We start from the raw sequence: 13364 nt of genomic DNA on the forward strand, positions 1-13364 counted from the left end.
CGGCGCATTCGCGCAGACTTTGCGCGAACACGGGGGAGGAGTCCAGTAGTTCTACGCCCATGCCGGCCCATTGCGAGCCTTGTCCGGGGAAGACGAACACGGTCTTCCCGGGTTCGGCGGGGGCGACTCCTTCCACCACCGAGGCGTGCGGTAGTCCCTGCCCGAGGGCTTCAAGCCCAGCGACTAGTTCTTCGCGTTCTTGGCTGACGATGCCGGCCCGGTGGGGGTGGTGGGTGCGTGAGGTGGCCAGGGTGCGGGCGATCTCGGCGACATCAACCTCGGGGCGTTCGCTGATGAACGTGGCCAGTTGCGCGGCCTGTTGGCGTAGTGCGGGTTCGTTCTTGGCGGACAGCAGCACCGGCAGGCCGGGGGACTCGCCCTGTTCGGGGCGTTCTTCGGCGGGGGTTTCGGGTGCGGCTTCCAGGATCACGTGGGCGTTCGTCCCGCTGACTCCGAAGGAGGAGACGGCGGCGCGGCGCGGGTGGTCGGTGTGGGGCCAGATTTCGTCACCGGTTAGAAGGGTGACGTTTCCGCTGGACCAGTCCACGTGCGGCGTCGGCTCGTCCACATGCAGCGTGCGCGGCAGTACACCGTGGCGCATGGCCTGCACCATTTTGATGACGCCCGCGACTCCCGCCGCTGCCTGCGTGTGTCCGATGTTGGACTTGATGGAGCCCAGCCATAGGGGGTGTTCGGGGTCGCGGTTTTGGCCGTAGGTGGCGAGGAGGGCCTGAGCCTCGATGGGGTCGCCCAGTGTGGTGCCGGTGCCGTGGGCCTCCACGGCGTCGATCTGGTCGGGGGCGAGCCGGGCGTCGGCGAGGGCCTGTTCGATGACGCGCTGCTGGGAGGGTCCGTTGGGTGCGGTGAGGCCGTTGCTGGCGCCGTCCTGGTTGACGGCCGAGCCGCGCAGGACGGCCAGGATGTGGTGACCGTTGCGCTGGGCGTCCGAGAGGCGTTCGACCAGCAACAGGCCGAGCCCTTCGCCCCAGGCGGTGCCGTCGGCCGAGGCGGCGAAGGCGCGGCAGTGCCCGTCGGCGGAGAGGCCGCGCTGGCGGCTGAACTCGACGAAGCCCGCCGGGGTGGACATCACCGTCACTCCGCCGGCGAGCGCGAGCGAGCACTCGCGCTGGCGCAGGGCGCGGGCTGCCAGGTGCAGTGCGACTAGGGAAGCGGAGCAGGCCGTGTCCACGGTGACGGCCGGGCCCTCGAAGCCGAACGAGTAGGCGAGCCTGCCCGAGATGGCGCTGGCGGAGGTGCCGGTGGCCAGATACCCCTCGACGCTCTCCTGCGAACCGAGGAAATTCCGCGCGTAGTCCTGGCCATTGGTGCCGACGAAGACGCCCGTATCGCTGCCGCGCAAGGCCGACGGCAGAATTCCGGCGCGCTCCAGCGTCTCCCAGGTGCTCTCCAGCAGCAGCCGTTGCTGGGGATCCATGGCGAGGGCTTCGCGAGGGCTGACGCCGAAGAAGTCGGCGTCGAAAGACGCCACGTCGTCGAGGAACGAGCCTTCACGGGTGTAGGTCTTTCCGACGGACTCAGGGTCGGGGTCGAAGAGGGCATCGGTGTCCCAGCCCCGGTCCTTCGGGAATTCCGATACCGCGGCGCGCCCCTCGGCCAGCAGGTTCCACAGTCGCTCCGGGGAGTCGGAGCCACCGGGAAAGCGGCAGCTCATCCCGACGATGGCGAGCGGCTCGTGCTCCTTGTCCTCGGCCTCCCGCAGCCGCCGGTGCGCCTGCCGCAGGTCGGCGGTCGCCCGCCGCAGATAGTCGCGCAGCTTCTCGTCATTCACCGTGGTGCTGCCTCCAGCGGAATCAGAATTCATCAGACTTCACCAATTTCAGACTTCACCGATACGGAAACGACGAGTTCGGGAGCTATCTGTTTCTGGGGCGGGATATGGAGCGGATGCGGGGCCGGGCGAGAGGGTTCAGGAAATGCCGAGTTCGTTGTCGAGTACGTCGAAGAGTTCGTCGTCGCTCACCGTGCTCAAGTCGTCCGAATCCTCTTCGGCGGAACCGTCGGCGGCGGCGTGCGAGGTGCCGCCCGTCGGAGTGCCGTCGAGCCGCCAGAGCAGCGAGCGGAGCCGTTTGGCGATCAACAGCCGGGACTCCAGCGTGTCCGGCGCCTGCTGCAACGCCTCCTCCAGTGCGCGCAGTTCGGCCGAAGCGGGCAGCGAGGCCAGCGGATCCTCGGGCAGGACGCGGGTCAGCAGGTACGCGGCAAGGGCCGCGGGGGTCGGGTGGTCGAAGATGACGGTGGAGGGGACCCGCAGCCCGGTCGCGGCCGTCAGCCGGTTGCGCAGCCGGATCGCCGCCAGCGAGTCGAAGCCCAGCTCCTGGAAGGCGCGTTCGGGGTCGATGTCGTGCGCGGAGGCGTGCCCCAGCACGGAGGCGATCTGGCCGCGCGCGAAGTCCAGCAGCGCCGCGCGCCGTTCGCCCTCGGGCAGCCGGGCGAGCCGCTGACCGAGTGAGGGCGCGGCGGAGCCGGTACGCCGCGCGGGCACATGGACGAGCCCGCGCAGGATCGCCGGCAGTGCCTCCCCGCCTGCCCAGCTTCCGGCCGCTTCCGCGGTCTCCGCGGATTCGGTGGCCTCGGCGGCACGTGCCCGCAGCGCCGCCAGGTCCAGGTCGGCGGGCACGAGCAGCGCGTGCCGGACGCGGACGTGGCCTGGCGTGGAGGCGGAGGTGGAGACGGAGGTGGAGACGGAAGTGGAGGTGGAGGTGGAGGCGGTGCCGGGCGTGGGTGTGGGCGACGGCTCCGGCGTGGGCACCGGCATCAGCCCCACCCCCGGCGCCGGGGTCGCGGCCAGCGCCGCGTCGAAGAGCGCGAGCGCGCGCGTGGCGGACAGCGGCCGGACGCCGCTGCGGGCGAGCATCGCCGACTCGGCGCCGTCGAGACGCTCGCCCATGCCCCCGCCCTCCTCCCACAGGCCCCAGGCCAGTGACAGCGCGGGCAGCCCCCGCGTGCGGCGGTACTGGGCGAGCGCGTCGAGGAAGGTGTTGGCGGCGGCGTAGTTGGCCTGACCGGGATTGCCGAGCGTCCCGGCGACGGACGAGAACAGGACGAAGGCCGACAAGTCGGCGGCACCGGTCAACTCGTGCAGGTTCCAGGCGGCCTCGGCCTTCGGCCGCAGGACCCGCGCCAGGCGTTCGCCGTCCAACGACGGCAGCGTGCCGTCGTCCAGTACCCCGGCGGCGTGCACGACGGCGGTGAGCGGATGCTCCGGGGAGACGGTGCCGAGCAACGTCGCCAGCGCGGCACGGTCTGCCGCGTCGCATGCGACGACCCGCACATCGGCGCCCTGCGCGCGCAGCTCCTCGCGCAGCTCATCGGCACCGTCGGCGGCGGGACCGCGCCGGCTGAGGAGCAGCAGATGACGTACACCGTGCGCCGCCACCAGATGCCGGGCCAGCAGGCTGCCGACACCCCCGGTCCCGCCCGTGATCAGCACGGTGCCGTCGGGGGCGAACGGAAGGCCGGACGACGGGGACGACGGGGACGACGGGGAAGAGGGGGAAGAGGGGGACGACGAGGACGATGGGGACAACGGGGGAGGGGTCTGCTCCTCCGCGCTTTCCCGGGGGAGACGTGCTAGCCGGGGAGCGGTGAACGTACCGCGCCGCAAGGCCAGTTGGGGTTCTCCCGTCGCCGTGGCCGAGGGGATGAGGGAAGGCAGGTCCGCAGCACCGTCGCGGTCGATGTCGAGTAGTACGAACCGGCCCGGGTTCTCCGTCTGCGCCGACCGCAGCAGCCCCCACGCGGCGGCAGCCGCCGGGTCCGGCGCCTCACCCGCGTCCGGGTCGGGCTGTACGGCGCCGCGCGTCACGACCACGAGGGCGGAGCCCGCGAACCGTTCATCGCCCAACCACTCCTGCGCCAGACCGAGCAAGGAGGAGAGCAGCGGACCCACGCGCGTGGCGGGGTTGCCGTCCCGGCCCTCTGTCGCGTGCGCGTGCGCGCCCGAGTGCGCGACCGCCTCCGCCTCCGCCTCCGCGAGGCCGGAGAGCGCGGTCACGACGACCGGGGGAGGCGAGACGCCCGCGTCCACAGCTTCGCGCAGGGCGGCCAGGTCCGCGTACAGGGCGACCTCCGGACTCCCCGCGGTTCCCGCGTCCCCCGCGCTCCCCACGTGCACGTGGCCCCCCGCGGATTCGGTGGATTCCACGGCTTCGGGGAGCCCGGAGACCGCCGCCCGCGACAGCGACCCGCCGAGCAGTGCCCAGGGCGCGGACGAGGCGGAGGCGGCGGGAGAGGGGGACGGGACGGGCCGCCACTCCACGTGGAAGAGCGCCCGTGCCGTGTCGTCCTCGTGCGCCCGCAGCCGGGCGGTCGGGAACGCACCCAGCGCCACCTCCTCAACGGTCGCCACCGGGGCACCCTCGGTGTCCGTGAGGGTGACCGAGGCGCTGCCCTCGCCGGTCTCGACGAGCCGTACGCGCAACGCCGTCGCGCCCGAAGCGTGCAGCGCGACCCCGCGCAGGACGCGCGGCAACGGCACGGCGCGCTCCCCGCCGCCATGCGGCGCGGCGGCCTGGCCCCTCGTCGGCTCCGCACCCGTCGTCGGCTCCGCACCCGTCGTCGCGAGCGTGTCGAGCGAGCCGAGAAGCAGTGGGTGCAGCGCGGCATCGAGCAGCGCGGGGTGCAGGCCGAACCCGGCGTCGGCCGTGGCGGAGCCCGGCGCGTCGGCCGATCCGGCGGATCCGGCAGCCCCGGCCTCCGACGACTCGGCCGTCTCCTGGGGCAGGTCCACCTCGGCGTACAGTTCGTCGCCGCGCCGCCATGCCGCGCGTACGCCCTGGAAGAGCGGACCGTGCGCCAGCCCGGCGGCCAGCAGCCGGTGATAGAGCCCGGCCACCTCCACGGGCTCGGCACCCACGGGCGGCCACGCGCTCCCGTCTCCGCCGTCGTCTCCACCTCCGCTCGCCTTGCCCGCGCTCGCCTTGCCCGGGGCGCCGTCGGACCCGGTCACGGCTGCGACGGAGAGCGTGCCGGACGCGCGGCGTGTCCACGCCCCTTCCGGCTCGTCGCTCCCGCTCCCGCCCCCGACCCTGCCCTCGATCTCGCCCTCGCCCTCGCCCTCGTCATCGTTCTCCGTGCGGGTGTACAGGGTGAACGGGTGGTGCCCCGTCTCGTCCAACGGGGCGATCAGCAGCCGTAGTTGGAGCGCGTCGTTTCGGCCGATGACGGCGGGCGCGTGCAGGGTCATCGCGTCCACCCGGCCGCAGCCCACATGAGCTGCCGCGCGCAACACCATGTCTACGTACGCGGATACGGGAAGCACCACCGCATCCTCGATCAAGTGCTCGCCGAGCCAAGGTTGTTGGGCGAGCGACAGCCGGCCCGAAAAGAGCGTGTCCCGCGCGTCGGGGGTCTCGATCACGGTGGACAGCAACGGGTGCCCCGTCGCCGCGAGCCCGGCCGACACGACGTCCGCCGTATGGGCGTTTCCGTGCGCGTGCAGCCAGTACGGCTGGTGCTCGAACGCATACGTCGGCAGCTCGACCGGCACGTCCGGCGGATCGGGGAACACGGCGTGCCAGTTGGGTGTGTGTCCGTGGGTGTGGAGGGTGGTGAGGGTGTGGGTGAGGGTGGTGGGTTCGGGTTGGTGGGGGTGGAGGGTGTGGTGGGTGGTGGGTGGGTTGGGGGTGTGGTCGAGGTTGTGGTGGGTGAGGGTGGTGAGGGTGGTGTCGGGTCCGAGTTCGATGTGGGTGGTGGTGTGGTGGTTGTGGAGTGTGGTGGTGGTGTCGGTCCAGCGGACGGGTTGGCGGATGTGTTGGGTCCAGTAGTGGGGGTTTTGGAGTTGTTGGTGGGTGGCGATGGTGCCGGTGGTGTTGGAGATGATGGGGGTGGTGGGTGGGTGGTAGGTGAGGGTGGCTGCTACTTGGTGGAATTGTTCGAGGATGGGTTCGGTGAGGTGGGAGTGGAAGGCGTGGCTGACGTTGAGGTGTTTGATTTTGTGGCCGCGTTGGGTCCAGAGGTGGGCGAGGTGGTTGATGGCTTGTTGGTCGCCGGAGACGACGGTGTTGTGGGGGGTGTTGAGGGCGGCGATGGTGACGTGTTGGGGGTCGAGGGTGGGGGTGATGTCTTGTTCGGTGGCTTGGATGGCGAGCATGGTGCCGCCGGGTGGGAGGTTTTGGAGGAGTTGGGCGCGGGTGGTGACGAGGGTGGTGGCGTCGGTGAGGTTGAGGACGCCGGCGGTGTGGGCGGCGGTGAGTTCGCCGATGGAGTGTCCGGCGAGGTAGTGGGGGGTGATGCCGTGGTGGGTGTAGAGGTGGTGGAGGGCGGTGCCGAGGGTGAAGAGGGCGGGTTGGGTGTATTGGGTCTGGTGGAGGAGGGGTGCGTGGGGGTGGTTGTGGGGGGCGAACATGATGTCGCGGAGGGGGTGTGGGAGGTGGGGGTCGAAGTGGGCGCAGATCTCGTCGAGTTTGTGTGCGAAGACGGGGTGTGTTTCGTAGAGCTGTGAGCCCATGCCCGGGCGTTGGGAGCCTTGTCCGGGGTAGAGGAACGCGATCTTCCCCGGCGTGTGCGCTGTCCCTCGGGCGAGGATCTCCGGCTCAAGGTCGCGGCCCTCGGCCAGGCTCCGCAGCGCGGCCACCGCTTCCTTCGCCTGGGAGACCGCGAGTCCGGCACGCTCGGCGTGGTGCGTACGGTTCGCCGCAAGGGCGTACCCGATGGCTGCCGCGTCCATATCGGGGTGTGTGACCACGAAGTCGGCGAGGCGCGCCGCCTGTTGACGTAGTGCACCCTCGCTCTTCGCCGACAGCACCCACGGCACGACACGCTCCCCGCGCCCTGCGGAAGCCCCGAGCCCTGCGGAAGCCCCGAGCCCTGCGGAAGCCCCGAGCCCTGCGTAGGCCCCGCGCCCCCCGCCCGTCCGCGCGCCCGCACTTTCGTCCGCGCTTCCGTCCGCTCGGGCGTCGGCCTTGCCGTCCGGCCGGTGCCGGGGCATGGGTGGTGCCTCCAGGATGACGTGGGCGTTGGTGCCGCTGATGCCGAAGGAGGAGACGGCGGCGCGACGGGGACGGCCGGTCTCCGGCCACGGCACCGGGTCGCTCAGCAGGGAGACGGCACCGCTGTCCCAGTCCACGTGCGGCGACGGCTCGTCCACGTGCAGCGTGCGCGGCAGGTGGCCGTGGCGCATGGCCTGCACCATCTTGATGACGCCCGCGACCCCGGCCGCCGCCTGGGCGTGGCCGATGTTGGACTTGACGGAGCCGAGCCACAAGGGGTGCTCCGGGTCGCGGCCTTGACCGTAGGTGGCGAGCAGCGCCTGGGCCTCGATGGGGTCGCCGAGGGTGGTGCCGGTGCCGTGGGCCTCCACGGCGTCGATGCCTGCGGCGGTCAGGTCCGCGTCCCGCAACGCGGCGCGGATGACGCGCTGTTGGGAGGGCCCGTTGGGTGCGGTCAGCTGGCTGCTCGTACCGTCCTGGTTGACGGCCGAGCCACGGACGACGGCCAGCACACGGTGCCCGTTGGCCTCCGCGTCCGAGAGCCGCTCGGCCAGCAGCAGGCCCACGCCCTCGCCCCACCCCACACCGTCGGCGCCCGCCGCGAAGGCCCGGCAGCGGCCATCCGGGGACAAGCCGCGCTGCCTGCTGAACTCGATGAACGCCATCGGTGAGGACATCACCGTCACCCCGCCGGCCAGCGCCAAGTCGCATTCGTCGCCGCGCAGCGCCTGGATGGCCAGGTGGAGCGCCACCAGCGAAGAGGAGCAGGCCGTGTCCACGGTGACGGCCGGACCCTCGAAGCCGTACGTGTACGAGACGCGCCCCGAGGCCACGCTGCCCGAACTTCCCGTGCTGATGTAGCCCTCGAAGCCGGGGGGCGCCGGCTGGAGCCGGGCGCCGTAATCGTTGTACATGACCCCGGCGAACACTCCGGTCCGGCTGCCGCGCAGCGAGTGCGGGCGGATCCCGGCGCGCTCCAGCGCCTCCCAGGTGGTCTCCAGCAAGAGCCGCTGCTGGGGGTCGATGGTCAGCGCCTCGCGGGGGCTGATGCCGAAGAAGGCGGGGTCGAACTCGTGGGCGTCGTGCAGGAAGCCGCCCTCACGGGTGTAGCTCCTGCCCTCGCGGTCCGGGTCGGGATCGTAGAGCGCTTCGGTGTCCCAGCCGCGCTCGGCGGGGAAGGCGGACACCGCGTCGCGCCCCTCGGCCACCAGCTCCCACAGGTCCTCGGGGGAGGCGGCCCCGCCGGGGAACCGGCAGGCCATGCCGACCAGCGCGATCGGCTCCCGGGCCCGCTCGGCGGCTAGCCGGGACTCCTGCCGGCACCGCTCGGCCTCCCGCTTGAGCCGCTCGTTCTCCAGAAGCGACGCCCGCAGGGCCTCGACGACCTTATCGCCCGTATTCCCGGCGGCCGTCATGAGTTCACCGTTTCGAGATGCGCCATCCGCTGATACCGCAGCCTTTCTCGCATCGAAAGATCCGTCGTCCGGCTCGTCATCGTCGGCCACGCTGCTAAAGCTGCCCTAACCCTGTGCTTTTCGGGTGGGACGGGTCTGCCGCCTCGACCCCTGCCGTTCGTCCGGCCCCCGCCGGAAGAAGCCGCCCCCGGGAGAAGAAGGCGGGGATTAGCGGGCCTTTAGGCGCGCGCGTGAAGGTGTTGCGCCGAGTGCGTGCTGCTGGGGAACAGAACTCAACCACCGCGTACGGACCGCCGGAACCGAACCTCATCAGGAGCTGAGAATGACCGCAGAAGACCGGGAAACACGGAACGCGGAGGCCGGTTCCAACGGAGCGGGCCCCGTCGCGCAGGAGGCCCTGGACTCGGGGAAGCTGGCCTTCCAGGGCGAGATGCCGATGGCCAGCGCGCTGGAACCCCGCCAGCTGGCCCTGGCCGCAGCGCTCGCGGCGGGCATCTTCACGCCCGGCGTCGATCCGGTCGACGAGGTACTGGAAAAGTGCGTCATCGTGGACGGGCTCACCGAAGTGATCGAGAAGCTCGCCGTCAACGAGGGCAGTAAGAACGGCTCCACGGATTCCGGTGACTATGTGGACGGCTTCTTCGACAGCGATGGAAAGCGCGTCGGAACCGTCACAGGAACGGCCGTGATGCTGGCCAAGGAGCCGCACATCTGGCAGCACCACAAGAGCGTCACCGAATTCGAGGACGGCACTTTCGAAACCACCGGCGTCATCGACGGCACGGCGATTCTGCATGGCCTGACCCAGGTATTCCGCGTCGTCGGAAAGACCGGCCGCTACGCGGGAAAACAGGGCTTCATGACCCTGACCATCAAGGACCCCGCACAGCGTCCCCCGCACTACCACACGGTTTTCGCGATGGCCTGAGAGAGGGCCTTCGCGCGGTCGGCGCCCCGGGGTTCCGGGGGTCGCCGGTCCGCGGGGGGAAGATGCGCAGCGGCGTCACCGGCCAGACCGGTGACGCCGTTTTGTGGTTGTCCGGGGCGACCGAATGGGCCCCGGCGCCCACGTCCGGACACCGATCCGCAGGGGCGTTCCCGGCTGCGGATCCAGTACGGGCCCGTAGGAGCACAACTGCTGGCCGGAATGCGCCAGGCCGTCACCGCGCTTCTGAGCGAAGGCAACAACGTCATCGTCGATGAAATGCCGATCGACACCACCATCGTGCCGGCCTGGCGTGCCGCCCTGGCCGGATACCGCGTGCTGTGGGTACGGGTGCGTGCCCCCCCTCGCGGTGCTGGGGAGCCGCGAGGCGGAACGCTTCCCGGAGAAGTTCCGCGGCCTCGGTCGAGGACACTACGACATCTGCGACGCGGAGCAATTCGACCTCGTACTCGACTCCTCGAAGCTGGAGCCGTCCGAACGCGCCCAGCGTGTCGCCGGCGCCCTGAAGGCATGACCCGCACATGACCCGCATCTGTCGAACCACAACGATCCCTGGCGGCTCGGCGATCGGCGAGGACAGCGGAAGCTGAGCCTGCGCCCCGCTCCGGAACCCCGCGCCGAGGCCGTCCCGACCCGCCGCTACCCGGAGCGGGCCGGGCACCGACGCGGGCCGGACAACGACGCGGAAGTCCGCGCCCATCGCCCCGTCACACGCCCCCACCCCCGGCCCCGTTTCCGGCCCCGTTTCCGCTCCCGTTCCCGCCGCCGTTTTCGCTGCCGGAGAGGGCCAGGGCGATCAGGTCCGCGACGTCGGCCTCCTTGATGGTGTCGGCCCGCTCCTGCGCACCGCCGTCGCCGCCGGGCTCCTCCTTGTCGCTCTCGCTCGTGGCCTCCCCGCCGGCCCGGGCCGTGTCGGCCAGCCGCAGCAGTGGGCCGAGGAGTCCCGCCTCGCGGAGGCGTTCGAGCGGGATGGAGGCCAGAGCACGGTGTACGTCCTCTGCTTCCGCGTCCGGGCTCGAACCGGCATCCGAGCCCGCGCCGCCGTTTCCGTTCGGCTCCCCGGCCGGGTGCGGCAATCGGGGATCCAGCTGTTCCCGCAGGTAGCGGGCGAGCGCGGAGGGGGTCGGGTAGTCGAAGACGAGGGTGGCGGGCAGGCGCAGCTCGGTCGCCGCCTTGAGCCGGTTGCGCAGCTCCACCGCGGTGAGGGAGTCGAAGCCCATGGCCATGAGCCCCTGATCGGGATCGACCGCGTCGGGCGAGCCGTGCCCCAGGACCAAGCCGATCTGGGAGCGCACGAACTCCAGCAGAATGCCGTCCCGTTCCGCCTCCTCCTGGCCCCGCAGCCGGGTGAGCAGGGAGTGCCGCAGCGCGGCGGGACCACTCCTCGGAATGGTTCCGCTCAGCGACGGGGCCGGGGTCCGTACGAGCCCCCGCAGCACCGGCGGCAACATCCCCTCTCCCGCCAGCTCGCGCAGCGCGGGCAGCCGCAGCCGGACCGGGACCAGCGCCGCGCTGCCGGGCAGCCGCAGCGCCGCGTCCAGGAGTGCCAGGCACTCCTCGGGCGGCAGCGCGGCCAGGCCGTTGCGTGCCATTCGCCGCTCGTCGGCGCCGGACAGGGCCGCGGCCATGCCGTCGGACGACTGGTCCCACGGGCCCCAGGCCAGCGACAGCGCGGGCAGCCCCCGGGCATGGCGGTGGTGGGCGAGGGCGTCCAGGAAGGTGTTGGCGGCGGCGTAGTTGGCCTGCCCGGGCCCGCCCAACGTGCCGGCCGCCGAGGAGAACAGGACGAACGCCGCCAGGTCCGTCCCCGCCGTCAGCTCGTGCAGATTCCACGCCGCGTCCGCCTTCGGACGCAGCACGCTCCGCAACTGCCCGGACGTCAGCGATCCGAGGGTGGCGTCGTCCAGGACACCCGCCGTGTGGAAGACGGCGGTCAGCGGGTGCGCCGCGGGCACGTCGGCCAGCAGCGCGGCCAGCTGCGCCGCGTCCGCCACGTCACAGGCCGTCAGCCGCACTTCGGCGCCGGCCGCGGCCAGTTCGGCCCGCAGTTCCTCCGCGCCTTCGGCCGCGGCCCCGCTACGACTGGCCAGCACCAGATGACGCACGCCGTGCGCCGCCACAAGGTGCCGCGCCACGAGGCTGCCCAGCGCACCGGTGCCGCCGGTGACCAGCACGGTTCCGGCCGGGTCGAGCGGGGCGGCCGGGGCGGACGGGGCCGTGGTCCCGGGTCCGTCGTCGGCCCCGTCGGCCCTGTCGGCTGTCCGGGTGTCGGTGCCGGCGTTCGCGGCCGGGGCCAGGCGCGGCACGTGCACCACCCCGTCCCTGAGCGCCACCTGCGGTTCGCCACAGCTCAACGCGGTCCGCAGCGCGGCGCGGGAGGCGGGGAGCCCGTCGGTGTCCACGAGCGTGAACCGCCCCGGATTCTCGCTCTGCGCGGAACGCAGCAGCCCCCAGACGGCGGCCGAGGCCAGCGACGGCACCTCCTCGCCGCGCTCCGCGGCGACGGCACCCTCGGTGACGACCGCGAGCCGCGCCGCCGCGAAACCCTCGTCCGCCAGCCACTGTTGCGCCAGCGACAGCTGCGCGCGGGCAAGACCGTGGACGAACTCGTGGGCACGGCCGTGGGCGTCGGGCCCGTCTTCATGCGGCGCGGGCGAGGACGCGGACGCGGACGAGGGCTGAGCGTCGTGCGGGGCGTACGGCTGCTCGGCGGGCAGATGTACGACGACCGTGCCGGGGACGGGCTCCCCCTCCTCCTCCAGCGCGCGGGCCAGCGCCATGAGGTCCGCGTACGCCCCCGCCGACCCCTCCACGGCCGGACCCTCACCGAGGACGACGAGGCGACCCCCCTCCTCCCGGCCGGGCTCGGCGACCGGCACCCAGTTCAGCTCGTACAGCGTATTGGCGCGTTCGCCCAGGCTCGCGCGCAGATGTTCGGGCCGCAGCTCCCGCACGGCCAGCGTGCCGGTCAGCACCGGCTCGCCCTCGGCATCGGTGAGGACCACCGAGGCCGCCCCGTCCGGCATACGCCGAAGATGCGCCCGCAACGTCGTGGCCGATCCGCTTCCACTCCCGGCCTCGGGCTCGGCCCCGGCCCCGGACGTGGCTCCGGCCGCCGCCGCTGTTGCCGTGGCATGCACGGTGACCTCCGTCCACTCGTACGGCACCCGCACGGCGCCGGCTTCGCGGGTGGCCGGGGCGAGGAGGGCGAGGGGGTGGAGGGCGGTGTCGAGAAGCGCCGGATGGAGTGGGCGGAAGGGGTGGGCCGAGGCGGTGTCGGGTGTGAGGGGCTGGGGAAGGGCGAGTTCGGCGTAGAGGTCGTCGTCGCCGTGTCGCCAGACGGCCGTGAGCCCGCGGAAGGCCGGACCGTAGTCGAGACCGTCCGCCGCGAACTGCTCGTAGAGCGCGTCCGGCTCCACCGGGGCCGCGCCCGTGGGGGGCCAGGGAGACGGCGCGGAGAGGGCGGCGGCGACCGGCGTCGCCGCGGTCAGGTCGGGGGACGTGACGATGGTCCCCTGCGCGTGGCAGGTCCACGCCAGGTCCGGGTCCGCACCGTCTCCGAGCGCGGGAGCGGGGTCCCGCCGGGAGTGGATGGTCAGCGTGCGCACACTTTCCCCGCCCTGGTCCTGGCCCGCTTCCGGCTCCACCGTCGACTCCGAGTCCGCTGCTGCTTGCGCGTTCGCCACCGGTCCGAGCCGCACCTGCACGTGGACGGCGCCCTGTTCGGGAAGCGCGAGCGGCGCGTGCAGCGTCAGCTCGCGCAGGTGCGAGCTGCCAGTGTGGGCGGCGGTGTGGAGGGCGAGGTCGAGGAGTGCGGTGCCGGGGAGCAGGGGGGTGCCGTGCACGGCGTGATCGCCCAGCCAGGGGTGCGCGGCCAGCGAGATGCTGCCGGTGAACAGGTGGCTGCCGTCCGGCAGTTGAGTGGCCGCACCCAGCAGGGGGTGACCCGCGGCTTGAAGTCCGGCAGATGTGACGCCCGAGGTCGGGCGGGGGCTGTGGATCCAGTAGGGCTGGTGTTGGAAGGGGTAGGTGGGGAGGTGGGGTGTGTGGGTG

At 72.3% G+C, this 13364-nt stretch carries 5 protein-coding genes and 1 pseudogene; 3 read left to right on the forward strand and 3 right to left on the reverse strand.

The genetic code is table 11. From position 1 onward, the window contains the following. Nucleotides 1-1822: type I polyketide synthase (locus ABD339_RS33060; RefSeq protein WP_344570878.1), on the reverse strand; the 1822-nt coding region annotated here is incomplete at its 3' end. Between the two features lie 105 nt (nt 1823-1927). Next, nucleotides 1928-8455 carry a type I polyketide synthase gene (locus ABD339_RS33065; RefSeq protein WP_425576171.1) on the reverse strand — a complete coding sequence of 2176 codons (6528 nt, stop codon included), beginning with the start codon at nt 8453-8455 and terminating at the stop codon, nt 1928-1930. Between the two features lie 232 nt (nt 8456-8687). Here ABD339_RS33065 and ABD339_RS33070 point away from each other — a divergent pair, with 232 nt between their 5' ends. The 3 genes and pseudogenes from ABD339_RS33070 (at nt 8688) to ABD339_RS33075 (ending at nt 9825) form a co-directional block, all read left to right on the forward strand. Further along, complete coding sequence (locus tag ABD339_RS33070; RefSeq protein ID WP_344570880.1) at nt 8688-9293, forward strand: allene oxide cyclase barrel-like domain-containing protein; 606 nt, start codon at nt 8688-8690, stop codon at nt 9291-9293. A 219-nt stretch (nt 9294-9512) separates the two neighbouring features. Next, a pseudogene (locus ABD339_RS33975) lies at nt 9513-9596 on the forward strand (hypothetical protein); the annotation flags it as partial. A gap of 49 nt (nt 9597-9645) precedes the next feature. Further along, nucleotides 9646-9825 (forward strand): hypothetical protein, encoded by a 180-nt coding sequence (locus ABD339_RS33075; RefSeq protein WP_344570881.1) that lies wholly within the window; start codon nt 9646-9648, stop codon nt 9823-9825. Nucleotides 9826-10018: 193 nt separating this feature from the next. On the opposite strand, the gene ABD339_RS33080 is transcribed toward ABD339_RS33075, so the two are convergent. After that, nucleotides 10019-13364, reverse strand: a 3346-nt coding sequence (locus ABD339_RS33080; RefSeq protein WP_344570882.1) for a type I polyketide synthase, incomplete at its 5' end; no start/stop codon positions are given.

It is taken from the genome of Streptomyces axinellae (assembly GCF_039532135.1).
GTDB classification, from domain to species: domain Bacteria; phylum Actinomycetota; class Actinomycetes; order Streptomycetales; family Streptomycetaceae; genus Streptomyces; species Streptomyces axinellae.

Excerpts from the sequence above, each read along its gene's own strand:
- ABD339_RS33070 (WP_344570880.1), top strand. The coding sequence starts at position 8,688 with ATGACCGCAGAAGACCGGGAAACACGGAACGCGGAGGCCGGTTCCAAC.